Below are 23,557 nucleotides of genomic sequence, written 5' to 3'. Positions count from 1 at the left end.
TCATAGGGCAGAGGTTTGCCGTAGAGAGTCCGATATCAATCGGAGACCCGCCGTGGCAAACACACCCATCCCACAGAATGCCGCAGACACGCCCAAGGGGTTGATATTGGCTGTCACAGCCTATGTTTTGTGGGGATTCTTGCCGCTCTATATGAAAGCCATGGCGCATGTCGGGCCGATCGAGATTGTCTCGCACCGGATCATCTGGTCAGTGCCGGTGGCGGGGTTGCTGCTGGTGGCCTTGGGGCGGACGCGGGATCTGAAAGCGGCGCTGGTGAACCCGAAAATGCTGGGCATGGCGTGTTTGACGGCTGCGCTGATCTCGGTGAATTGGGCCATTTATGTGTGGGCGATTGCCAATGACCGGGCGTTGGATGCGGCGCTGGGGTACTACATCAACCCGCTGTTCAGCATCGCCTTGGGCGCGGTGTTGTTGCGAGAGCCTTTGACCAAGACACAATTGGCGGCGGTGGCGATTGCGGCGCTGGGGGTGCTGGTGCTGGTCGTCGAAGCAGGCAGCTTGCCGTGGCCTGCGTTGGGTCTGATGGTCAGCTGGGGGTTTTATGCGTTTTTCAAACGGTCTTTGCCCATCGGGCCCAATCAGGGTTTTTTGCTTGAGGTGCTGATCCTGCTGATTCCAGCCCTGATGTATGTCACCTTGCTTGGCGTGAAGGGCACAGGGCATTTTGGCATGGGGCTTACGGACACCTTGCTGCTGGCCTGTGCTGGGATCGTGACGGCTGTGCCATTGTTGGTCTATGCAAACGGGGCCAAACTGGTGCGGTTGTCGACGATGGGCATCCTGCAATACATCGCGCCCACCATGATCTTCATCACCGCCATAGGTGTGTTCGGCGAGCAGATTGACCGGGGCCGCATGATCGCTTTCCCGCTGATCTGGACGGCTTTGGTCGTGTATTCGATCCCGATGATCCGGCAGATACGGGCTCAGGCCTGACGCAATAGGCGCGCGGCCTCTGCCGCCCATACGGCATAGGCTTTCGGGCTTGGATGATACCCGTCAGGTGCCGCAAGTGCCGGGTCGTCCGGCAGATCGAGAGTGAGATGTCGTGCCTGAGCGCAACTTTCCACGACATCTCGCAACCCAAGATCCAACCGGGCGGCTTGTTGGCCCAGGACCCAGGCCAGTGGTTGGGGCAACGCGGGGAAGCGGTTCATGTGTGGTACGGCGGTTACAACAACGCGCCGCGCGCCCAGCTTACCCGTCAGCAACGCAAGCAGCCGCGACTGCCGTTCCATGAAAACCCTTTGGGAAACAGCCCGCGTGACGTCGTTGACGCCCAGAGCGGTCACCGCCATGTCGAATTGCCCGTTCAAAGCCTGCAGGCGTTCGATCGTGTCCAGCGTCGTGTGCCCGGTTGTCGCCTCTAACCGCCACTCTACAGCGTAGTGGCGAGACAGCTCTCGGACCAGACACCCCGATAACGCTTGTGATTGAGTGCCTGCGCCGACACCAGCAGCTGAACTGTCCCCGGCAATCAGAAGACGCAACCGGGGACCGCGCCCTTCTCGCCCTTCACGTGGACCTGAGGGTTCGGGCAGGAACCGCGCGTTCCGGCGTACGGAAAGCCCCTGTGCCGCCAGCACGGGCAACAGGGGAACCCGTAAAAGTTGATCAGCGGCGAGAGGCATATCAGCTTAGAGCGTCTTTGAACTTGAGGAACCGCGCGTCGGTCATAACGCGCGACATCATCGCTTCGCGCAGGGCGCCAACGCTTTTGTAGGGGCGCATGACGACCTCGAAATCCTGGATCAGCCCGTCATCGTTTAGCGTGATCAGGTCAACGCCAACCGCATCCAAATCACCGATCTTGCACTGAAACTCCAGCGCCCAATCTTTGCCGTCCCCCATGATCCGGCGATAATGGAAATCAGAAAACACCTGCCCCACATGCCCTAGCACGGCCGCCACGGGTTCGCGCCCGGTCCATGTGCTGAAATAGGTGGGGGGCGAAAAACGCACGTCCTCGGCCAGCAACTCAAGGATCAGGGTTTCATCGCCCTTTGCGACGACCTCTTGCATACGCTCGATTGTTGGGTGCATTTGTTCTCCTCCGCTTTGGAACAGACTTGCCGAACCGCTCCGAGCAGGCAAGGACGACGTTGCGGGAGGGGGCGCGGTAAGATAGGCAGACGCGCATGAACGACGCCTATAATCCCCCTCTGACCCCACTGGATGTGCTGCACGAAGATGCGCAATTGATTGTGGTCAATAAACCCTCGGGTCTGTTGTCAGTGCCAGGACGCGGAGAGCATCTGGCCGACTGCTTGCTGACCCGTGTGCAAGCGGTGTTCCCTCAGGCGCTGCTGGTGCATCGGCTGGATCGGGATACATCGGGCGTGATGGTGTTTGCGCAGACGTCGCATGCGCAGCGTCATCTGAGTATGCAGTTCGAAAAGCGCCAGACCCGCAAGACTTATATCGCCCGCGTTTGGGGGAAGGTTGAGGACAAGACCGGCACTGTCGATCTGCCATTGATTGTCGACTGGCCCAACCGCCCCCGTCAGATGGTGTGCCACGAGACCGGAAAACCCGCCGTAACCGACTGGCGTGTGGTGAAACATGAGGGTGAGACGACACGTATCCGTCTGTTTCCGAAATCCGGTCGCTCGCACCAGTTGCGCGTGCACATGCAATCGCTGGGTCATGCCATTCTGGGCGATCCCTTTTACGCGGAAGGGCCAGCGCGGGACTATCCGCGACTGATGCTGCATTCCGAAGAGCTAAGGTTGAAAAGCCCCGATGGCGGCGCGTCGATGAAGTTCCGCGCCGTGGCGGATTTCTAAGCCGTCCCGGTCCAGAGCAGTTTCAAATTTCCAAGCGAAAACCGCCTAATTCGTCGCCGCGGGGCGCAGGGTTGTCGAGTGGACATGAGTTCGCGTTCGATTTCAAACGCCCGCAGGTTGTGGTCCTGCGACCAACGCCCAAGTTGCAGTGTCATCATGACGTGATTGTCGCGGCTTGGCATGGCGGATCTCCTGTGTTGGTGATCCAATCTGGCGCATCACTACTGACACCACCTTGTCAGGGGGGTGTGCTAAGGTGTCAGCAGAAAAACTCCGGAGACCGCCATGCGTCGCTCGACCCGTTTGTTTGAAATCATCCAGATCCTGCGCGCCACCGACGCGCCGGTCACAGCCGAGGTGCTGGCCGAAAAGCTCGAAGTTTCGGTGCGTACGGTGTATCGCGACATCGCGGCACTTCAGGCGCAACGCACTCCGATTGAGGGCGAAGCAGGGGTCGGCTACATGATGCGGCGCGGGTATGACCTGCCGCCCCTGAATTTCGACGCCGAAGAAGTTGAGGCGCTGTGGGTTGGCCTGTCAATGTTGGCCCGCACCGGGGACAGTACGTTGCAACAGGCTGCCGACCGGGTGTGCCGCAAGATCGAGGCACTGCGCGCGCCTGCGGACTGGTTGCAGGTGGCGCCGTGGGGCGCACCGATCGACGATCCCGACAAGGGCTGTATCCCCGTTGTGAACTACCGAGAGGCCATCCGCGCCGAGCGCAAGATTCGCATCACCTACATCAATGCCCAAGAGGAAAAAACCGAACGTGTCGTGCGGCCTGTCGCTCTGATTTATCACATAGAATGCACCATGCTGGTCGCCTGGTGCGAGCTTCGTAGCGGGTTTCGCCACTTCCGCACGGATCGAATCTGGGCCTGCGAACTGATAGATGACCATTTTTGCGGTCAGGGAGAGCCGTTGCGCGCCATCTGGCAGGAACAAAACCAATGGGAGACTGGACCAAAAGCCCATTAGACGGCGAGTAACTGCCCATATCACCGCATTGTTGCTTGAGCCCGCCTGCACTAGGCACGATATACTGCCTCAAACAACATGGACCTAAAAAACAGGTCCAGAGCAGAAGGTGAATTCATGACGATTTCCAAGTTTTTTGTAACCGCCGGGCTGTGCTCGGCCATGTTTCTGGGTGCTTGTACGGACCCCGGTACCCTGATCCTTCCGGCCGATCCGAACCAGAACGCCAAGCAAGGTGCAATTCTGGGCAGTATTGTTGGCGCGGGCGTTGGGGCGATTGCCAACGACTCGGACCCGCTTCTGGGTGCCGTGGCCGGTGCCGCAATCGGCGCAGCAGGCGGTGGAATCATTGGTAATCAGCTGGACCAGCAAGCGGCAGAGCTGCGGCAGCAACTGGCCAATGACGGCATTACTATTGTGAACGCAGGCAACCGCCTGATCGTGACCGTGCCCAACGACATTACTTTCAACACCGACAGCGCGACCGTGCGTCCGGCGTTACGGGCCGATCTGGTGAAGGTGGGTCAGAACTTGACGCGCTATCCCAATTCGAACGTGCAGGTTATCGGCCACACCGACAGCGATGGCGAGGCCTCGTATAATCAGGGCCTGTCCGAACGTCGCGCGCGCTCGGTCGCGGATATTCTGCAAGCGAATGGCGTGAATGGCGCGCGGATCTCGACCATTGGTCTGGGCGAAAGTCGTCCTGCTGCATCGAACCTGACCGCTGCGGGCAAGGCGCAGAACCGTCGGGTCGATATCGAGATCATCCCCAACTGATCACATTGACCGAACAGGGCGCCTTTTGGCGCCCTTTTGCGCACATTGACTGCGCGTCAGGTGGGCTTTGGTCCACGACAAAGCCGCGCTACGTATTGGGGAACACGCAACGGAGTTTCCCAATGTCCGAACCGATCCTTCTGAGCCTTTCCGGCTCACTTCGCGAAAGCGCGACCAACCGTAAACTGCTGCGCGAGGCCGCCCGGCTGTTCGAACCCGCCACCCATATCGAGGCAGACCTTAATCTGCCGCTTTACGACGGCGATCTGGAAGAAGGCGAGGGTATTCCCGCCGCCGTTCAGGTGCTTGCGGATCAGATCGCGCAGGCCGATGCAGTGATCATCTCGACCCCGGAATACAACAAGGGGCCGTCTGGCGTACTGAAAAACGCGCTGGATTGGGTCAGCCGTACCAAGGGTCGTCCCTGGGCTGACAAGCCTGTCGCCGTTATGTCTGCGGCCGCCGGACGGGCCGGTGGGGAGCGCGCGCAAATGGTTTTGCGCGGCTATATGGTTCCGTTCCAGCCGCGCATCCTGCAGGGCCCGGAAATCCATTTGGCTGACAGTTCGAACGAATTCGACGAACACGGCAAACTGGTCAGCGAGCGCTATGAAAGTGCCCTGCGGACCCTGATGCAGAAATTGCGGGCGGAAGCGGGTCTTTGAAAGCCCTGATGGCTTGTTCTGTACAGGCGCGCTGCTTAGGGTTTTCTTATGACCGAGGATATCCTGACTGACACTCTGGACCCGGCGCGTGCCACCGCATTGCAGGCAACGCTGGGTCAAAAGCCAAGTGTAGCAGCCGGGTCCGAGTTGCCACCATTTTTTCATCACCTGTATTTCTGGTCTCCACAGACCCCAGATCAGCTGGGGCGCGACGGGCACCCAAAAGTCGGCGGGCTGATCCCCGACATGGGCCTGCCGCGCCGTATGTGGGCCGGGGGACGGTTGGAGTTTCATACGCCGCTAACAGCAGGAGCGCAGGCCGAGAAGCGGACGGTTTGCGAAAGCTCCGAGGTTAAGGCTGGACGCAGCGGCCCGCTTGGGTTTGTCACTCTACGTCACGAATTCCACCAGAACGGAGCGCTTTGCCTGACGGAACGGCAGGATTTGGTTTACCGCGAAGACCCCTCGGCGAATGTTGTCCGGCCTGTCGCACCTCAAGCACGCTTGGATGAAACGCATCGGCGGGAGGTCGATTTCGATTCGACAGTGCTGTTTCGCTATTCGGCGCTGACGTTCAACGGGCACCGAATACACTATGATCTGGATTATGCCCGCGAAGTCGAAGGCTATGACGGGCTGGTTGTTCACGGCCCCCTGCTGGCGCAACTGTTGATGTTGTTCGCGCAGGATCAGATTGGCCCGTTGGCGCAGTTTTCTTTCCGGGCCTCTTCGCCTTTGATGCATTTCGAGCAGGCGGTTTTGTGTCGGAACGGCGCGGATATGTGGGTGCGTGGCCCGGACGGACGCCAATGTATGAGCGCGCAGGCCGTGCCCCGTTCAGAGTGAGGCTTCGGGCCTGAAATCATCGGGGATGGTATCGCGTTCTTCCAACACCAGATCGGCCATCACCTCAGCGACTTTCGGGGCCATGCCAAAGCCGATCTTGAACCCTCCATTGGCAATGAACTGCCCCTGATACAAAGGATGTGCCCCCAGCATCGGTGCACGACTTTTGCTGCGAGGGCGGACGCCGGCCCATCGTTCGATCACTTCGGCCCCATGCAGCACCGGCACCGCCCGCATGGCGCGTTCCAACACATCGTCCAGCGCAGCGTCCGTACTGGTTGGATCGTCATACTCTCGTTCCGAAGTTGAACCGATCGCCAGCGTTCCGTCCGCATGAGGAACGAAATGAATGGCGTCTGCAAAAAGTTGTGGAACGTTACCCGCATCAAATCGCAGCAGGGCGGCCTGTCCTTTGACGCCGTTGCCGACTGTCTTTCCGAAAGCGCCGCTCAGTGCTTGCAGCCCGGCCAACCCGGTGGCGTGGATAACCTGACCTTTGTCAGGCGCTTCCGCCTGAACGTGCACGTCCATCACCTCTAACGCGGCGACCAGTGCGGCACAGGCCCGTCTGGGGTGCATCCGCGCGCTGAGCGTGTCGTGAATGACGAAATCGGTGGGGCTGGGCGGGCACCAAGCACCGATCTCCGAGGTTTTGACCACGCGCCATTCGGCATGGCCTTGCCACAAGTCTTGTGCCGTCCCTGCTCTCGCGTAGGCAAGGTCCAAGCTGCGTTGATCGGCAATGGGTTGCAGGCGACCTGACCGGGCATAGCCGGGCGACACGCCTCCTGTCGCCTCGACCTGTTTCCAGAACGGTTCGGCCATTATCAGGCTGTCGAATTGAAAGGCTTTCTTAGCGTTCCAGTTCTCGGGCACATGCGGGGCCAGCGCACCCACTAGCCCGCCGCTAGAGCCTGCGCCGGGGCTGAACGGGTCGACCACCTGCACCTTGGCGCCGCGCCGGGCGCAGGTCCAAGCGATGGACAGGCCAAAGATACCTGCACCTCGCACCGTCACATCGACCATTGCCAAACCTCATTTCCTTGTTCAGTGTCGCGCCGCTTAGCTACAGGATTCCCCGATGGCAGACCAGCGTGCCGAACTGACATGGCGGGACGGGCAGATCCCCGTCTCGGACCGTTTCGATGACCCCTATTTCTCGCTCCAGAATGGGCTGGAGGAAACGTGGCATGTTTTTCTGGCGGGCAATGATCTGCCTGCACGGTTTGCGCCGGGATTTCGCATTGCCGAGCTAGGTTTCGGCACCGGTCTGAACATGCTGACGGTCTGGTCTGCTTGGGAAAAATCGGGCCAGACGACTCCGCTGACCTTCACCAGTTTCGAGGCCTACCCAATGGTCCGCGATGACATGTCCCGTGCCTTGGCCGCCTTTCCCGAATTGGCCCCATGGGCCGAACGGTTTCTGGCTACATGGCAGGGAGGCATTTGCGATTTGGACACTCTGCGCCTTGAGGTCATCGAAGGCGATGCCCGGCAAGCCCTGCCTGCGTGGCAGGGCCTTGCGGATGCATGGTTTCTGGACGGGTTTTCCCCCGCCAAGAACCCCGAACTTTGGGGTGCTGACCTGATGCAACAGGTATTTGACCATACCGCCAAAGACGGAACGGCAGCGACTTATACTGCCGCAGGGTTTGTGCGTCGCGGGCTTGAGGATGCGGGCTTTGCTGTCACCCGCGCGCCGGGTTTCGGCCGCAAACGCCATATGACCCGCGCCGCCAAATCATGAGTCAGCAAAACAACACCCGCGCGGGCATCGCGCTGATGATTTCGGCCACAGTGGTATTCGCCTTGCAGGACGGAATCTCGCGCCATTTGGCAGGGACATATAACACCTACATGGTCGTCATGATCCGCTATTGGTTCTTCGCGGCGTTTGTCATCGCACTGGCCCTGCACACACCCGGAGGGATCGCGGCCACTGCAAGAACCAGTCAGTTGGGGCTGCAAATCCTGCGCGGTGTTCTGTTGGCCGGAGAGGTCTGCGTCGCGGTTTATGCCTTTACCATCCTTGGGTTGATCGAAAGCCAGGCGGTTTTCATCTGTTATCCCCTGCTGATTGCGGCACTCAGCGGGCCGGTACTGGGCGAAAAGGTTGGATGGCGGCGTTGGTCGGCAATTGGAGTGGGGTGCGTCGGGGTTCTGATCATCCTGCAGCCGGGCATGGGCGTGTTCAATCCGTGGGCGGTGATCCCACTGATCTCGGCCCTGATGTTCGCCGTCTATGGCTTGCTGACCCGATACGCAGCACGACGTGACAGCACCGCGACCAGCTTCTTCTGGACCGGTATTGCCGGGGCCGTTGCCATGACTGTGATTGGCCTGTGGTTTTGGGAGCCAATGGTTGGCGGCGACTGGCTTTGGATGGGTCTTTTGTGTCTCAGCGGCGTTCTGGGTCACTGGCTGCTGATCAAGTGCTATGAGATGGCCGAGGCCAGTGCCGTGCAGCCCTTTGCCTATTTCCACCTGATGTGGAGCGCAATCCTTGGCATCTCGGTCTTCGGAGAATCGCTGCGGCCCGCAGTTGTAGCCGGGGCCGCGCTGGTGATTGCGGCGGGGCTGTTCACCCTATGGCGCGAACGCCGCCAGAGTTGACCCCGTGAGTTCTTGCGAAAACGGGACAGGCAAGGCGGGCCGCCCAAGCCGTGCGCGGTAAACCGGCAGGCTTTCGGCGACGCGCATCACATAGTTCCGGGTCTCGCTGAACGGGATAGTCTCAATCCAGTCGACCATGTCGATTTCACCTGCACGCGGGTCGCCATACCGATCCATCCACGAGATCGGCCTGCGTGGTCCAGCGTTATAGCCTGCGGCCATCATCACCACGTTGCCGTTGAAATCCTCGGCCAGACTAGACAGGTAGTTCGCACCCAGCTTGGCATTGTACTGCCAGTCCGATGTCAGGCTCGAGGTCTTGTGCCCGCTGAGAATCCCCATGTTCTTGGCGACCAACTGAGCGGTTGCGGGCATCACCTGCATCAATCCACGTGCGCCTGCACCGCTGATGACGACCGGATCAAACTCGCTTTCTCGGCGGGCGATGGCCAGCGTCATTTCCTTCGCCATTGGTAGGCCAAGATCGGCAACCGGATGCACCGGATAGTACGCAGCGGGCAGCACGACACCGGTTTTTGCCGCTCGTTTGGCAATCATCACTGCCAGATGTGGCTGTTTCAGCTCGATCGCCAGATCACCCAATTGGTTGGCCTGCGTGTCGTCCAGATCTTCGACCAAGTGGGTCAAGAAGCGTTCTGAAAGGTTGTCCTCGCCTGCACGCAGCAGCAGCAGACCCGCTTCCAGCACGCTGGAATCGGCAAATCCTGCCTGTTTCCAATGCGGGGCTCGGCGTGGGCTGGCCAATTCACTGTCAAAGGGTCGACCGATCCGTTCCGCCGCCAGCAAGCCATAGAATGAGGTCTGGTAGTCAGCCCCCATCGCATAAGCTTCATAAGCCTTGTCCGCATCCCCCTGGGCCGCGTAGGCCCGCCCCAGCCAATAGCCGCCGCGCCCCTTCGAAATAGGGGACGCAACTGCATCCGAGAAGTTCTGGAAATGGCGCACCGCCGTGCCAGGGTCGTTCAGTTTCCGCAGCGCCAGAAATCCGGCCAGCCATTCCAGATCGGCATAGCCATAGCCCATCTCAGGCGTCATATGGTGGTTCGCTGCAATCTTGTAGGCTTTTGAGGCGCTACCATTGCGCATCTCAAGCCGCGCCAGACGGCGACGGCCTTCGGCCCATTTGTCGGGTTCCCCCAACGCATCCGGCCCGGTGGAACGCGCCAGCATCAGGTCAATTGCACTGTCGTCCAGCTCTTTCTTGTCGCGCCAGACAAAGCGGTCAAAGGCCAGCCCCGGTGCGTCCGCCAGTGATTTCGGAACCGCAGCGACCTTGCCATCGACACCCGGTTGCCGCTTTTGCAATGCAATTCGCGCCTCGGCCAGTTTACGCTGATCGGTACTGACCAAAGGCAACATCTGGCCAGCGCTAACCAGATGACCGTCCCACAGCATCCGGTCCAGCCGCGCCGCGTGATGAGGTTTCAGTAACGATCCAAAGTTCTCAAGATAGTTCTTTTGCAGTCCGGACCCCATCGGCATGGTCCGCCAGGCGGCCACGATATCAGCCTCGGCATCCCCCGACCGCCCCTTGGCCTTCAGCGCCACAGCATAATTCAACGCACCCTCGGCAGTCTGAGGTGGAACGTCTGTATAGAATTTCTCGACGCGATCCGGATTAGCTCCGGTAAAGGCTGGCTCGCTCTTGCGTCGCAGCCATGCGAGGCCGGGCCAATCGGGGCGTCGGTCCAGAAAAACCAACACATCGCCTGAAGTCCCGAAGCCTTCGCGCAACCAGTGCCATACTATAATGTCGCGCGATACCGACCCTCGGGCACCAGATTCGCGCAGGGCGGCGTTCCAATCGCCTTTGCGCATCTCGTAAAGACCCGCGCGCAGGTCGCCCACCGCGTCGGCCCTTGCCTGCCCGAATGAAACCAGAATCACAGCCGTCAAAAGCGCCAGAACGCGTGTCATGCCTTGCATTTCCCAACCAACCAAGGATAGAGCCATTCAGGATAAAGCTTGCATCGTCGGGATCAACACACATCGCAAAGATTGTGATGACCCGCGAGGCAAAAAACACTAACCGCACACCAAGGAGCGTGTCATGTTCAAAGGCTCAATGCCAGCCCTCGTCACTCCGTTCACTAACGGCGCGTTGGACTTGGATACGCTCAAACGCTTGGTCGAGTGGCACATTCAGGAAGGCTCGACCGGATTGGTCCCTGTGGGCACGACGGGTGAAAGCCCCACACTCAGCCACGAAGAACACGAAACCGTCGTGGCCGAGGTGGTCAAGGCAACCGCCGGTCGCGTGCCAGTGATTGCGGGGGCTGGATCGAATAATACTGTCGAAGCAATCCGCTTTGTGCAGTTCGCACAGACAGTTGGCGCGGATGCGGCACTTGTTGTGACACCCTACTACAACAAGCCGACGCAAAAAGGGCTGATCGAACACTTCCGCGCCCTGCATGAATGCGCGGATATCCCGATCATCATCTACAACATTCCCGGCCGCTCGGTCATCGACATGACACCCGAAACCATGGGTGAGTTGGCTAAGCTACCGCGCATCGTGGGTGTCAAAGATGCCACAGGCGATATCGCTCGGGTCAGCCAGCAACGCGCGTCCTGCGGCTCGGAATTCTGCCAGCTATCGGGCGAGGACGCCACTGCGCTGGGTTTCAACGCCCATGGCGGCGTCGGCTGTATCTCGGTCACTGCAAACGTGGCACCCAAGCTCTGCGCCGAATTCCAGCAGGCCACTCTGAACGGCGATTATACCAAGGCGCTTGCGTATCAGGACCGCCTGATGCCCCTGCACGAAGCCATCTTCATCGAGCCCGGCCTTGTGGGCGCCAAATACGCGCTTAGCAAACTGGGCCTGTGCAGCCCCGAAGTGCGCTCGCCGCTGACCGAACTGGAAGACAGTACCAAAGCCGCGATCGAAGCAGCCATGAAACACGCAGGCCTGTTGTAAAACCGCGCTTCCATCCGGATCCGTTCTTCATCTGGCTACAAATACCTCGGGGGAGGAATTGGCCTTAAAGGCCAAGGAGGGGGCCGGCCCCCTCCATCAGCGTTTGCCGTAATACAGCCCCACGACGTGTTCCGCCTGCGCGAAGAACAGCCAACGTGACGTGGCAACACCTGCGATATGGGACAAGACCGCGACGGCGGCAAAGGCATGGCTGAACGGCAGCAGTAAGAACAACACCGGTGCCATGAATGCCAGCACAAAAGAAATGATACGAAGTTTCTCAGCATGTTTGCGGCCAACCACATGCACGAACTCGCGCAGCAGATAGTTCGTACCGGTGTGCGGCGGTTCAAACGCTCTGACGTCACCACGTGATCCTAAACCCGTGGCTGTACCGATATCGGTGCCGGAGCGGGCCAAGGCAGTATCCCCACGCCACCAATACAGCGCTTGAATTGTAGCGGCGACCACAAGAAGTATGATGGAAACTGTGGTTTGTCCGGCCAGCAACGCGCCACCCGCCAAGCTGAAGCTCAGAAACATCGCCGGTGTCAGCGCCATGTTCCAGCGCGGGATTGTCTTAAGTTGGGTGTAAATCATCGAGGTCGTGAAAACCGTGGCCAATGAGAAAGCCGCGCCCAATAGACCTAAGGCACTCCAGCGTTGACCTGCGAAAACGACCCCAAGCGCATAAAGCCCCATCACGATCAAAGCGATCACGGCACACCAGCCTTCACGGCTGAGCCAGCTTGACCGCCACTGTGTAAACGCCTTCCACGCGCGTTCGGGGTGGCCAAGGTGGAAAGTCGAGGCCATCAAACCGCCGACTGACAACGCATATGCGATCAAAAAGAAAACAAACGCCACCCAGCCCGAGACGTCAGGTACTCCCAGACCCAAAAAGAACAGAAGACCGAAGCCCAGGCCTGAGAGGGTGGTAAAGATGATGACAGAAGGGGCCGGATGCATCAGAGCTTCTCCAGTGCTTTATCGAGCCAGCCAAGGAACCCTTTCGGCTCTTCGGCTACAGGGGCCAGAAGGGGGGCGAGAATGTCGATCTGCTCCTCAATCTGATCTTTGGGGCGTGGAGGCAGGTATTTGTTAACAGGTTTGGTGCCCATCTCAGGCATCAGATCCATGCCTTCACGTTCGGCTACCAGTTTGCTGACATCGCTATTGGGGTCGCCAAGGTCTCCGAAATGGCGGGCACCGGCGGGGCAGGTACGCACGCAAGACGGCACGCGGTCCACCTCGGGGAGGTTCTCATTATAGATGCGGTCGACGCAGAGTGTGCATTTCTTCATCACGCCTTCGGCCGCATCCAGTTCCCGCGCGCCATAGGGGCAGGACCATGCGCACAACCCGCAACCGATGCAGTCGCTTTCATTGACCAGAACGATCCCGTCCTCGACCCGTTTATAGCTGGCCCCGGTGGGGCAGACGGTGACGCAGGGGGCGTCCTCGCAATGCAGGCAGGACTTGGGGAAGTGGATGAGTTGGGCATGACCGTCGGCGGGTTGCACCTCGTAGGAATGTACCCGGTTGAGGAATGTGCCCGACGGGTCGGCTCCATAGGCGTCCTGATCCGACAATGGTGCGCCGTAGTTTTCGGTGTTCCAGCCTTTGCATGAGATCACGCAGGCATGGCAACCGACGCAGGTGTCGAGGTCGATGACCAGGCCCATTTTGCGGTCCGTGGATTGGGGAAGCTGGGTCATGATTGCCGTGCCTCTGCGTTGGTGGGGAAGACAGGAGCGAGGGGCCAGCCCCTCGCGCTCCCCGAGGTATTTTTGGCCAGACGAAGACCGGATCGGGTCATTTGCCCACCTTCCATGCCAAGTCCTTGGGGCCGGTGCCGACGGGGGACTGGATCGGATCGAATTCCGGCTGGCTTTGGGCGTCCGAGGGCGGGGCGGCTTTTTCGAGTTTGACCTTGAGGTCGAACCATGCGGCCTGACCGGTGATCGGGTCAGAATTGGCCCAGCGCATGCCGTCACCTTTGGGGGGGAGAAGTTCGTGGATCAGGTGGTTCAGCAAGAAGCCCTTGGTCGCCTCGGGCGCGTTTTCCTGCAAGGCCCATGCGCCTTTGCGTTTGCCGATTGCATTCCACGTCCAGACGGTGTTGTCGTTGAGCGCGGCCATCTCCATCACCGGCACAGTGATCTCACCGTGGGGCGAGGTGACTTTGGCCCAGTCGCCGTCTTCCAGCCCGTGTTTACGCATCAGTTTCGTGGGCACGTAGAGCGGATTGCGACCGTGCAGCTGACGTAGCCATGCGTTTTGGGTGCCCCATGAGTGGTACATCGCCATGGGGCGTTGCGTCAGGGCGTTGACGGTGAATCCTTCGTTGCCCTGCTGGTCGGTTTCGTACCAGATCGGCAACGGGTCCATCGTGTCCTTGAGGCGTTTGCGCAGGTGCTCGGGGGGCTGGCGGTCCCCATGCCCTTCAGCGGCCAGCTGGAATTTGCGCATCGGCTCGGAGTAGAGCTGGAACAGGTAGGGTTGAGGGCTGTCATAGAGGCCCATGCTGACCGCCCAATCCTGATAGGCCGTGTTCCACGGTTTGTAGTAATCTGCGCTTTCGGGGATGTGGGCCACATAGAAGCCGCCATTGTCTATATAGCGGGTCAGCTGGTCTGGATTGACCGCTCCGCGCCCTTCTTTATCGCCATCCTCGCCCCGGAACCCGGCCAGCGGTCCGATGCCGGGCTTGCGTTCGTGGTTGACGATGTAGTCGGCGTAGTCTTTCCATTTGGGCGTGCCGTCTTCGTTTGTGAAGCCCGGGAGGCTCATGCGGTTTGCCAGTTCGATCAGAACCGACTGGAACCCGCGCACATCGCGGTCGGGTTCCACCACGGGCCAGCGGATGGCGTCTGCTGCGGCGTCGGCCTCGCAGATCGGGCGGTCCAGCAGCGAGATACAGTCGTGCCGTTCCAGATAGGTGGTGTCGGGCAAGATCAGGTCGGCATAGGCGACCATTTCCGAGGAATAGGCATCCGAGTAGATGATCTTGGGGATGACATATTTGCCGTCTTCGGTTTTGGCCGACAGCATCTCCATCACGCCCTTGGTGTTCATGGAGGAGTTCCACGACATGTTCGCCATATACATGAACAGCGTGTCGATCTTGTAAGGATCACCGGCGGCGGCGTTCGAGATCACCATATGCATCAGCCCATGGGCCGACATCGGGTTTTCCCAGGTGAACGCTTTGTCGATGCGCTGGGCCGTTCCGTTTTCGTCCAGCAGCAGGTCTTCGGGGCCGCGTGGGAAGCCCAGATGCGGGCCTTCCAGTGGGCGACCGGGGCGGCGGTCGCCGTGCGGGGTGGGGTGCGCCTCGACCGGTTTGGGGTAGGGCGGCTTGAAGCGGAAGCCTCCGGGGACTTCGACCGTACCCAGAAGAATTTGCAGCACGTGCAGGGCGCGGCAGGTTTGGAAGCCGTTGGCATGGGCCGAAATCCCGCGCATGGCGTGGAAGCTGACAGGGCGGCCGGTCATTTTGGAGTGTTTTTCGCCCCGGAAGTCGGTCCATTCGTGGTCCAGTTCGATGGCCTCGTCAAAGGCGACGCGGGCAATCTCGGCCGCGATGGCGCGGATGCGTTGGGCGGGGATGCCGCAGCGGTCGGCCACGTTTTCAGGTGCGTGCTCGTCGGACAGGTATTTCTCGGCCATCAGGTGGAAGACCGGGCGGTGGGTAACACCGTCTTTGTCATAGGTCGCTGACAGGTCCGGACGGACGCCGGGTTTGTCAAAGGCGGTGGGTTCTCCCGTCACGCGGTCGATGACCAGAGGCTTGCCGTCGGCGTCGCGCAGGAACAAGCCCTTATCCGGACCGTCGGCGGCGTTCACCAGAACCGGTGCATTGGTGTAGCGGCTGAGATAGTCGAGGTCGATCTTGCCCGCTTTCATCAGCACATGAATCAGCGACAGGATGAACATGCCGTCGGTGCCGGGCGTGATCCCGACCCAATCGTCGGCCACCGCGTTATAGCCCGAGCGGATCGGGTTCACCCCGATCACCCGCGCGCCGCGTGCCTTGATCTTGCCGATGCCCATCTTGATCGGGTTGCTGTCGTGGTCCTCGGCCACGCCAAACAGCATGAACAGCTTGGTATGGTCCCAATCGGGCTGGCCGAATTCCCAGAACGCGCCGCCCATCGTATAGATGCCACCCGCCGCCATGTTGACCGAGCAGAACCCGCCATGGGCCGCATAGTTGGGCGTGCCGAAATTCTGCGCCCAGAAGCTGGTGAAGGACTGGCTCTGGTCGCGGCCGGTGAAAAAGGCCAGTTTCTGCGGGGCGGTTTCGTGCAGCTCGTTCAGCCAGCCGACGGCAGTGCTGATCGCCTCGTCCCACTCGATCTCGCGGAATTCGCCCGATCCGCGTGGGCCGACCCGGCGCAGCGGTTTGCGCAGGCGCGAGGGCGCGTTGACCTGCATGATCCCGGCGCTGCCTTTTGCGCACAGAACGCCCTTGTTCACTGGGTGGTCGCGGTTGCCTTCGATATAGGCAACCTTGCCGTCCTTCATGTGGACGTTGATGCCGCAGCGGCAGGCGCACATGTAGCAGGTGGTCTTGCGGACCTCGTCGGAAACCTTGGGCGAGGTGTCGATCACTGGCTGGTTCAAATGCGCCCCCTTTTCAGCTTGCGACCCGATCATTCCCACGTTTTGAGAAAAATCGGAATAATTTTTTCGTTTTCACGCCTTAGGACGACTTATGTCCCGGCATCATTGTGTTGCGCCTGAACGGCGGTGACGGCGATCATGTGCAGGATGTCTTCGGACGAACAGCCGCGCGACAGGTCGTTTGCGGGTTTCGCCAGCCCCTGTAGTACAGGGCCGATCGCCTCGACGCCGCCGATTCGCTGGGCGATTTTATAGCCGAGGTTCCCAGCATTCAGGCTGGGGAAGACAAAGACATTTGCCTCACCCTTGAGCGGCGACTCTGTGGCCTTGGTAGCGGCGACTTCGGGAACGAAGGCGGCGTCGAATTGCAGCTCTCCGTCGATCAGCAGGGTTGGGTCCTTGGCGCGTGCGATCTGGGTGGCCTCGACGACTTTGGACACTTTGGGATGTTCTGCGCTGCCCGAGGTGGAGAAGGACAGCATCGCTACGCGCGCCGTATCGCCGGTCAGGGTCGTGTAGGAATCGGCCGAGGCACGGGCGATTTCCGCCATCTCTTGCGCGTTGGGGTCCACGACCAGACCGCAATCGGCGAAGATGCGGGCGCCTTTGACGTCGTGATGGTCCTGACAAAACAGCATTAGGAAGAAGCTGGACACCATCGCCGTCTCGGGCCCGGTCCCAATGATCTGCAACGCAGCGCGCACAGTGTCCGACGTGGTCTCGACCGCGCCGCCGACCGTGCCGTCGGCGATGTCCTGTTGCACCAGCATGGCAGCATAGGTCAGGCGGTTTGTAATCTGCTGGCGCGCCTCATCCAGCGTCAAGCCTTTGTGCTTGCGCCGCTCATACAGGGCCTGCGCAAGGCCGGGCGTCAGGTCAGAGGTGGCCGGATCATGAATGTCGATCCAATCCGGGTCATATCCCTCGTGTGCGCTGAGAAGGGCCGAAACCTCGGCCCTGTCTCCGATCAGTATGATCCGCGCAACATTCTCTTTCACGGCCTTGACGGCCCCTTCGACAACGCGGGGATCGTCGCCCTCGGACAGGGCGATGATCTTGTCCGACGCGCTTGCAGTCCCGAGAATGGCGCGCAGAGGCTTCACGCGGATTACGCCCCGGCCTGCGGGGTCATGTCATCGGCGGTGACGCCTGCAACGGCCACCGGTTTCTTCATCGCGTCGCGGCGGAAGGGCTCACCCAGTTCCTGGTTGATCATGGCTTCGATCAGGGTGGTGATGCCGTTCTTCTGGTCTTCGATGGCTTGGTTCAGGGCTGCTGTCAGCTCGTCCATGGTGCGTGCCACCACGCCTTTCAAGCCGCACGCCTGCGCGATACCGGCGTAAGAGACCTTGGTGTCCAGCTCGGTGCCTACGAAGTTATCGTCGAACCACAGGGTCGAGTTCCGTTTTTCGGCCCCCCACTGATAGTTGCGGAAGACGATCTGGGTAATCGCGGGCCATTCTTCGCGCCCAATGGCGGTCAGTTCGTTGACCGCGATGCCAAAGGCACCGTCACCCGCAAAGCCGACAACCGGCACATCCGGGCAGCCGATCTTGGCACCCATGATCGACGGCAGGCCATAGCCGCAGGGGCCGAAGAGGCCGGGGGCCAGATATTTGCGGCCATCCTCGAAGGACGGATAGGCGTTGCCGATGGCGCAGTTGTTGCCGATATCGGACGAGATGATCGCCTCTTTCGGCAGGGCGGACTGGATCGCGCGCCACGCCATGCGGGGGCTCATCCAGTCGGGCTTGGCTGCGCGAGCGCGCTGGTTCCATGTGGTGCCTGGATCGTCATCCTCGTGGTCCATGCTGGACAGTTGCTGCGCCCAAGCGGATTTCTTCTGAGCGATTTTCGCCTTGCGCTCATCGCGACCGGCGTCGCCAGCTGTGTCGCTGAGATTTGCCAGAATGCCATTGGCCACCTTGGCCGCATCGCCGATGATGCCAACCGAGACCTTTTTGGTCAGGCCGATCCTATCCGGGTTGATGTCGACCTGAATGATCTTGGCATCCGCCGGCCAATATTCCATGCCGTAGCCCGGCAGTGTCGAGAACGGGTTCAGACGGGTGCCGAGGCACAGAACCACATCGGCCTCGCTAATCAGCTCCATACCCGCCTTTGAACCGTTATAGCCCAGCGGGCCAGCGAACAGCGGGTGCGAGCCGGGGAAGGCGTCATTGTGCTGGTAGCCGACACATACCGGCGCATCCAGACGCTCGGCCAGGTCTTTCGACGCTTCGATGCCGCCTTCGGACAGAACCACGCCCGCACCGTTCAGGATCACTGGATTCTTGGCGTTCGACAGCAGCTCGGCCGCCTGCGCCACGGCGCTTTCGCCGCCCGAGGGACGCTCGAATTCCACAATCGCGGGAAGGTCCACGTCGATGACCTGGGTCCACATGTCACGCGGGATGTTCAGCTGCGCGGGGGCGCTGGCGCGTTTGGCCTGCATGATCACGCGGTTCAGAACCTCGCACACGCGGGTCGGGTCGCGGACCTCTTCCTGATAGGCGACCATGTCTTCGAACAGTTTCATCTGCTCGACTTCCTGGAAACCACCCTGACCGATGGTCTTGTTCGCGGCCTGCGGCGTGACCAGCAGCAGCGGGGTGTGGTTCCAATAGGCGGTTTTGACGGCGGTGACAAAGTTGGTGATACCGGGGCCGTTCTGCGCGATCATCATCGACATCTTGCCGGTGGCGCGGGTATAGCCGTCGGCCATCATGCCGGCGCTGCCCTCGTGCGCGCAGTCCCAGAACATGATCCCCGCCTTGGGAAACAAATCCGAGATCGGCATCATGGCCGAGCCAATGATCCCGAACGCATGTTCGATCCCGTGCATTTGCAGAACCTTAACAAAGGCCTCTTCCGTGGTCATTTTCATCTGAGTGATCTCCGCGCATATGTGGAATGGCCGGGGCTCTTGCCCTGCCTTTAGATACGGTTTTGACGGATGGCGCGGGGCGGCGTTAGGGCCAGAATGCGCGGCGGAATAGGTCCAGTGTTGCGCTAACAGGCGCGGATTGCCTCGGCGATGCGTTTTATGCCCGGATTGATGCGATCCGGCGCGATCGAAGAATATCCCAGACGGTAGAAATTCTGCGGCCGGTCAGGGCTGGAAAAAAAGGGCGCGCCGGGCTCGATATGAACGCTCTGGCCCTGTAGTTCCTGAGCTAGCCGGGCCGTGTCCATATGATCCGGTGCCGACATCCAGATGGATGAGCCGCCCAGCACGCCGCGCCCGGCCACGGTCAGGCCGTGCTGTTCAACGGCCTGATCCAGCGCCGCGCGCCGCTGCGCCAGTGCTTTGGACATCCGCCGGATCTGCGCGTCATAATGGCCAAGGGAAAGGAAATAGGCTGCCGTGCGCTGGATATGCCCCGGCGGGTGGCGCAGAACCAGCGACCGCAGGGCGCGGGCCTCGCGGATGAACGGCTCGGACCCAACCATGTAGCCAAGGCGCAGGCCAGGGAACAGCGATTTGGAAAAGCTGCCTACATAGATCACCCGCCCATCCCGGTCCATCGATTTGAGCGCGGGCGAGGGCGCACCCAGAAAGGCCATTTCGAATTCATAGTCATCCTCGACCACCATGGCGTCCAATTCGCGGGCGCGGGCCAGCAGGGTGGTGCGTCGGTCCACGGGCATGGTGGCTGTGGTCGGGCTTTGGTGGCTGGGGGTGGTAAAGATCACATCGGTCTGATCGGGCAGCGCCTCGGGTGGCAACCCATCGCGATCCACTGCGACTGGGGCCACTTTGCAATCGGAATGGTTCAGAAGATCGCGCAGGGCGTAATAACATGGGTCTTCGATCACCGCAGTTCGGTTGTGGTTCAACAGAATGCGAGAGGCCAGCCAAAGCGCGTTCTGCGCGCCCATGGTGATCAAAATCTCTTCGGGGCGGGCGGCGATGCCGCGGCGGGGCAGGGTGTGGCGGGCGATGAATTCGACCAGCAGCGGGTCATCCTGATCCACGTAATCGCCGGTCAGAGAATCGAAATCCTTGTGCCCCAGCGCCCTAACTGCGCACAGGCGCCAGTTGGCATGATCGAACAGCGACCGGTCGGCCTGACCGTAGATGAACGGATAGCGGTAGTCGCGCCAGTCAGCAGGCTTGGTCAGGGTGTCCCCGTCCGAGAATCGGCGGGCCAGTGCCGTGGTCCAGTCAACCGTCTCGTCGCCGCGCGGGGTGGGCGTGTATTTCGGGGGCACTGGCGCGTTTTCCGACACGTAATACCCCGACCGGCCCTTGGCGGTCAGATAGTCATTGGCCAGCAGTTCCGTATAGGCCAGTGTCACCGTGATCCGGCTGACCCCCAAATGGGCCGCCAGTTTGCGGGACGAGGGCAGCTTCTCGCCCACATGAAAACGACCCGACAGGATGCCTTCGGCAATCATTTGCTGGATCTGCGCCTGCAACGTGCCCTGACCGTTGAGTTCCAGAAAGAAGGTGTCGACTGAGATGCCCATTCAAGTCTTATAGGGTGGACTTATGTGGTGAGCAATCTGGACTTACGCGTTTTGTCGTTGACGGGTGCGCGACATTAACCTAAATAACTAGAAATCTAGTTTAATGGAGTTACGAAATGTGGGAAGCCGCTGCTGCGGGATTTTCGGCCATGGGGTCCGAGGCCCGGTTGAAGGTTCTCAAAACGCTGGTCCGCGCCGGTCAGGCCGGGCTGACGGTTGGTGAGATTCAGGAACGCACCGGAATTGCGCCCTCTACTCTTGCCCATCACCTGCGCTTTCTGGCCGCCGGAGGGGTCGTGCTGCAGGAAAAGATCGGTCGCACCACCATCAACCGCGCCAGCTATGACGAGCTGCGCGCTTTGGCGCAGTTCATTCTGTCCGAGTGCTGCGCCGACGAAGTCGGAAAGGCCGCAAACGATGGCTGAGTTAACGCAAAACCCGAAGGTCCAAGCCAAAGCTGCGCTGGAGTTGATCAAAACGCCCTGGGTGGTGATCGTGGCTATTCTGATCGCGGTTGCCGTTCTGGACCCCGGAAACTGGGGTGAGGTGGTAATCTTCGCGAGCAAAGCGCTGGCGCATACCGGGCAGTATATTCTGTTCGCAGTTCTGCTCCTATCCTACCTCAAGGCCACCGGTGCCGAGGTCATGGTCGCCCGCGCCTTTGAGGGGCGCGAGACGCGGATGATTTTCCTCGCCGCCCTGTTCGGTGGCCTTGCCCCGTTCTGTTCATGCGAGGTGATCCCCTTCATCGCCGGTCTGCTGGCGCTGGGCGCGCCTTTGTCGGCGGTGATGGCGTTTTGGTTGAGCTCACCGCTGATCGACCCGCCGACCCTGCTGATCACGGCGGGCGCGCTGGGTTGGCCGTTTGCCATAGGCAAGGCCGTCGCCGCCGTTGCTTTGGGTCTGTTCGGAGGCTTCGTGGTGCGTGCCTTGATGCGCGGTGGGGCGTTCGCCGAGCCTCTGCGTGTCTACAAACCCGCCGGGTGCTGCGGCTGTGGTCCGAAACAGGACGACAAGCCGGTCTGGAAATTCTGGCAGGAACCGGAACGCCGCACGCGGTTCCGGGCTGAGTTTGTCCAGAACGGGATGTTCCTGCTGAAATGGCTGGCTTTGGCCTATGTGCTCGAGGCGCTTCTGGTCAGCTATGTGCCTGCCGACCTGATCGCGCGTGTGGTTGGGGGCGAAGGCGTCGTGCCGATTGTCATCGCGGCGCTGGTGGGGATGCCCGCTTACCTGAACTCATACGTCGCGCCGCCGCTGCTGGCGGGGCTAACCGAGCAGGGCATGAGCGCAGGCGCTGCCATGTCGTTCATGATCGCAGGCGCGGTCAGCTCGATCCCGGCGATGGCTGCCGTATGGTCGCTGGTCAAGCCACGGGTCTTTGCGACCTATCTTGGATTGGGGATTACGGGCGCGATAATCTCAGGGATCGTCTTCCAGATGATCTAAAGGAAAAACCGCCCGGAGATGCCTCCGGGCGGTTTTGCTTATTGGTTGGCCTCGCAGAGGCTCGGCATTTTGAAGCGGTACCTTGCTTCCCCGCTATTGACGTAAACGCGTTTTTCGACGCAGGCCGTATCGCCGACGGTGCGCGCCACGTGTTCCTTGGATTCGTCGATCGAGATGGTGGACCCGTCGGGCAGCTTAACCGACGCGATAACGCCGTGTTTCAAGTCCCCGTTCATTGGGGTCGCCGTCAGAACCGCAACCGTCAGGTACGAGTCGTGTTCATGCGCGCCGTCATCGTTGAGTATCAGCAGCGCCGCCGCGATCGAGATTGTGCCGACGATCGCCACCATCAGCAGGCCCCATGTTTTCAGAAACGCATAGATCGACACCGCACGGTGCGGGCCGAATACAGAAGACAAGACATTCAGCATAGGTATCTCGGGCAAAAAAGCCCCGGCCGTTTCGGACCGGGGCTGATTGGGTATCAGAAGCGCGGATCTTCGTCTTCTTCCTCGTCGCCGCCACCTTTGGGCAGGTTGAAGAAGCTATCGGCGTCGATGACCGGCTCATCGTCTTTTTCCTCGACCGGATCATCGGACAGCGAGAAGGTTTCGAGCCCCTCGATGGCCGTCGGGATTTTCGGCGCGGCGTCCATTTCCAGCGACTGCTCGGTCGAGACCAGCTTGCGGCGTTCATCATCGCTCATGACGCCACCTTCGGCGGCTTTCTTCGCGGCGGCTTTCTGGACAATCGCGTCCAGCTCGGACTGTTTGCACAGGCCCAGCGCAACCGGGTCGATCGGCTGCATGTTGGCGATGTTCCAATGGGTACGCTCACGGATCGACTGGATGGTGGGCTTGGTGGTGCCGACCAGCTTGGCGATCTGGCCGTCGCTGAGTTCCGGGTGAAATTTGACCAGCCACAGGATCGAGTTCGGACGGTCCTGACGCTTGGACAGAGGGGTATAGCGCGGGCCGCGGCGCTTTTCCTCGCCTGCCGCAGCGGCGTTGAACTTGAGCTTCAGCTTGTGCAGCGGGTTGTTCTGCGCCGAGTCGATTTCTTCCTGGGTCAGCTGGTTGTTGGCGATGGGGTCGAACCCTTTGACACCGGCGGCCACGTCGCCATCGGCGATACCCTGCACCTCAAGCTCGTGCATTCCTACGAAATCCGCGATCTGCTTGAAGCTGATCGTGGTGTTGTCCACCAGCCAAACGGCGGTTGCTTTGGCCATAAGCGGTTTTGCCATCAGCCCGTCTCCTGTAAATACATCTGTCCCGTCGCCGGAATTCGGCGGCCCCGTGATCTTGGGGCAGGTTTCCGTTGTCGGGGAACTTCGGGCCTATATAGTCGCGCAAAGGCAAGAAGGGAAGAG

General features: G+C 60.5%; 23 protein-coding genes. 11 read left to right on the top strand and 12 right to left on the bottom strand.

The window, feature by feature from the left end; translation table 11 throughout:
- The first annotated feature begins 52 nt into the window (after positions 1 to 52).
- Positions 53 to 958 carry an EamA family transporter RarD gene (gene rarD / locus ABWV79_RS19215; protein ID WP_353394007.1) on the top strand — a complete coding sequence of 302 codons (906 nt, stop codon included), beginning with the start codon at positions 53 to 55 and terminating at the stop codon, positions 956 to 958.
- On the opposite strand, the gene ABWV79_RS19210 is transcribed toward rarD, so the two are convergent.
- Positions 949 to 1,653: an SGNH/GDSL hydrolase family protein gene (locus tag ABWV79_RS19210; protein ID WP_353394005.1), complete on the bottom strand. Its 705-nt coding sequence runs from the start codon at positions 1,651 to 1,653 to the stop codon at positions 949 to 951. The two genes, rarD and ABWV79_RS19210, sit on opposite strands and share 10 nt — an antisense overlap.
- 1 nt (position 1,654) lies before the next feature.
- Positions 1,655 to 2,065 (bottom strand): nuclear transport factor 2 family protein, encoded by a 411-nt coding sequence (locus ABWV79_RS19205; RefSeq protein WP_170355358.1) that lies wholly within the window; start codon positions 2,063 to 2,065, stop codon positions 1,655 to 1,657.
- Positions 2,066 to 2,160: 95 nt separating this feature from the next.
- Between ABWV79_RS19205 and ABWV79_RS19200 the strand changes: the two genes are divergently transcribed.
- The 5 genes from ABWV79_RS19200 (at position 2,161) to ABWV79_RS19180 (ending at position 6,077) form a co-directional block, all read left to right on the top strand.
- Positions 2,161 to 2,808 carry an RluA family pseudouridine synthase gene (locus tag ABWV79_RS19200; RefSeq protein WP_353394003.1) on the top strand — a complete coding sequence of 216 codons (648 nt, stop codon included), beginning with the start codon at positions 2,161 to 2,163 and terminating at the stop codon, positions 2,806 to 2,808.
- Positions 2,809 to 3,093: 285 nt separating this feature from the next.
- Positions 3,094 to 3,786 carry a helix-turn-helix transcriptional regulator gene (locus ABWV79_RS19195; RefSeq protein ID WP_353394000.1) on the top strand — a complete coding sequence of 231 codons (693 nt, stop codon included), beginning with the start codon at positions 3,094 to 3,096 and terminating at the stop codon, positions 3,784 to 3,786.
- A gap of 117 nt (positions 3,787 to 3,903) precedes the next feature.
- Positions 3,904 to 4,566, top strand: coding sequence for a YiaD family glycine zipper/OmpA-like lipoprotein (locus ABWV79_RS19190; RefSeq protein WP_353393998.1), 663 nt, complete (start codon positions 3,904 to 3,906; stop codon positions 4,564 to 4,566).
- 122 nt (positions 4,567 to 4,688) lie between these two features.
- Positions 4,689 to 5,231 carry an NADPH-dependent FMN reductase gene (locus ABWV79_RS19185; protein WP_209196763.1) on the top strand — a complete coding sequence of 181 codons (543 nt, stop codon included), beginning with the start codon at positions 4,689 to 4,691 and terminating at the stop codon, positions 5,229 to 5,231.
- A gap of 48 nt (positions 5,232 to 5,279) precedes the next feature.
- Positions 5,280 to 6,077: an HTD2 family dehydratase gene (locus tag ABWV79_RS19180; protein WP_353393996.1), complete on the top strand. Its 798-nt coding sequence runs from the start codon at positions 5,280 to 5,282 to the stop codon at positions 6,075 to 6,077.
- On the opposite strand, the gene ABWV79_RS19175 is transcribed toward ABWV79_RS19180, so the two are convergent.
- On the bottom strand, positions 6,069 to 7,103 hold the full coding sequence (locus ABWV79_RS19175) for an NAD(P)/FAD-dependent oxidoreductase (RefSeq protein ID WP_353393993.1): 1,035 nt from the start codon (positions 7,101 to 7,103) through the stop codon (positions 6,069 to 6,071). The genes ABWV79_RS19180 and ABWV79_RS19175 overlap by 9 nt on opposite strands.
- A 55-nt stretch (positions 7,104 to 7,158) precedes the next feature.
- On the opposite strand from ABWV79_RS19175, the gene mnmC2 reads away from it, so the two are divergent.
- Positions 7,159 to 7,824 (top strand): tRNA (5-methylaminomethyl-2-thiouridine)(34)-methyltransferase MnmC2, encoded by a 666-nt coding sequence (mnmC2, locus tag ABWV79_RS19170; protein WP_353393990.1) that lies wholly within the window; start codon positions 7,159 to 7,161, stop codon positions 7,822 to 7,824.
- Positions 7,821 to 8,690, top strand: coding sequence for a DMT family transporter (locus ABWV79_RS19165; protein ID WP_353393988.1), 870 nt, complete (start codon positions 7,821 to 7,823; stop codon positions 8,688 to 8,690). The genes mnmC2 and ABWV79_RS19165 overlap by 4 nt, the downstream gene beginning before the upstream one ends.
- Here the strand turns inward: ABWV79_RS19165 and ABWV79_RS19160 are convergent.
- Entirely contained in the window at positions 8,664 to 10,628 is a 1,965-nt protein-coding gene (locus ABWV79_RS19160) for a lytic transglycosylase domain-containing protein (protein ID WP_353393986.1), read from the bottom strand. The two genes, ABWV79_RS19165 and ABWV79_RS19160, sit on opposite strands and share 27 nt — an antisense overlap.
- A gap of 133 nt (positions 10,629 to 10,761) precedes the next feature.
- Between ABWV79_RS19160 and dapA the strand changes: the two genes are divergently transcribed.
- The gene (gene dapA, locus ABWV79_RS19155) at positions 10,762 to 11,634 is read left to right on the top strand and encodes a 4-hydroxy-tetrahydrodipicolinate synthase (protein WP_353393984.1); all 873 of its coding nucleotides are present in this window, start codon (positions 10,762 to 10,764) and stop codon (positions 11,632 to 11,634) included.
- Between the two features lie 96 nt (positions 11,635 to 11,730).
- Here the strand turns inward: dapA and ABWV79_RS19150 are convergent, their stop codons facing one another.
- From ABWV79_RS19150 to pdxR, 6 genes are all read right to left on the bottom strand, one after another.
- A complete protein-coding gene (locus ABWV79_RS19150; protein WP_170754507.1) occupies positions 11,731 to 12,603 on the bottom strand; it encodes a dimethyl sulfoxide reductase anchor subunit family protein in 873 nt (290 codons plus the stop codon).
- Positions 12,603 to 13,352 carry a 4Fe-4S dicluster domain-containing protein gene (locus ABWV79_RS19145; RefSeq protein WP_170355347.1) on the bottom strand — a complete coding sequence of 250 codons (750 nt, stop codon included), beginning with the start codon at positions 13,350 to 13,352 and terminating at the stop codon, positions 12,603 to 12,605. Before ABWV79_RS19145 ends, ABWV79_RS19150 begins: the two co-directional genes overlap by 1 nt.
- 97 nt (positions 13,353 to 13,449) lie before the next feature.
- Positions 13,450 to 16,296 (bottom strand): molybdopterin oxidoreductase family protein, encoded by a 2,847-nt coding sequence (locus ABWV79_RS19140; protein WP_353393980.1) that lies wholly within the window; start codon positions 16,294 to 16,296, stop codon positions 13,450 to 13,452.
- A gap of 56 nt (positions 16,297 to 16,352) precedes the next feature.
- Positions 16,353 to 17,366: a phosphate acetyltransferase gene (gene pta / locus ABWV79_RS19135; protein ID WP_353393977.1), complete on the bottom strand. Its 1,014-nt coding sequence runs from the start codon at positions 17,364 to 17,366 to the stop codon at positions 16,353 to 16,355.
- A 5-nt stretch (positions 17,367 to 17,371) separates the two neighbouring features.
- The gene (gene xsc, locus ABWV79_RS19130; RefSeq protein WP_170355344.1) at positions 17,372 to 19,150 is read right to left on the bottom strand and encodes a sulfoacetaldehyde acetyltransferase; all 1,779 of its coding nucleotides are present in this window, start codon (positions 19,148 to 19,150) and stop codon (positions 17,372 to 17,374) included.
- A 125-nt stretch (positions 19,151 to 19,275) separates the two neighbouring features.
- Positions 19,276 to 20,736, bottom strand: coding sequence for a MocR-like pyridoxine biosynthesis transcription factor PdxR (pdxR, locus tag ABWV79_RS19125; protein WP_353393975.1), 1,461 nt, complete (start codon positions 20,734 to 20,736; stop codon positions 19,276 to 19,278).
- Between the two features lie 116 nt (positions 20,737 to 20,852).
- Between pdxR and ABWV79_RS19120 the strand changes: the two genes are divergently transcribed.
- Entirely contained in the window at positions 20,853 to 21,161 is a 309-nt protein-coding gene (locus ABWV79_RS19120; RefSeq protein WP_353393973.1) for an ArsR/SmtB family transcription factor, read from the top strand.
- On the top strand, positions 21,154 to 22,185 hold the full coding sequence (locus ABWV79_RS19115) for a permease (protein ID WP_353393971.1): 1,032 nt from the start codon (positions 21,154 to 21,156) through the stop codon (positions 22,183 to 22,185). The genes ABWV79_RS19120 and ABWV79_RS19115 overlap by 8 nt, the downstream gene beginning before the upstream one ends.
- Positions 22,186 to 22,223: 38 nt before the next feature.
- On the opposite strand, the gene ABWV79_RS19110 is transcribed toward ABWV79_RS19115, so the two are convergent.
- Positions 22,224 to 22,616 carry a hypothetical protein gene (locus ABWV79_RS19110; protein WP_353393969.1) on the bottom strand — a complete coding sequence of 131 codons (393 nt, stop codon included), beginning with the start codon at positions 22,614 to 22,616 and terminating at the stop codon, positions 22,224 to 22,226.
- Between the two features lie 53 nt (positions 22,617 to 22,669).
- Positions 22,670 to 23,431 (bottom strand): DUF1013 domain-containing protein, encoded by a 762-nt coding sequence (locus ABWV79_RS19105; RefSeq protein WP_170724540.1) that lies wholly within the window; start codon positions 23,429 to 23,431, stop codon positions 22,670 to 22,672.
- Positions 23,432 to 23,557: the final 126 nt, after the last annotated feature.

It is taken from the genome of Ruegeria sp. HU-ET01832 (genome assembly GCF_040371315.1).
GTDB classification, from domain to species: Bacteria; Pseudomonadota; Alphaproteobacteria; order Rhodobacterales; family Rhodobacteraceae; genus Ruegeria; species Ruegeria lacuscaerulensis_A.
This window is presented reverse-complemented; position numbering and strand designations above follow the sequence as displayed.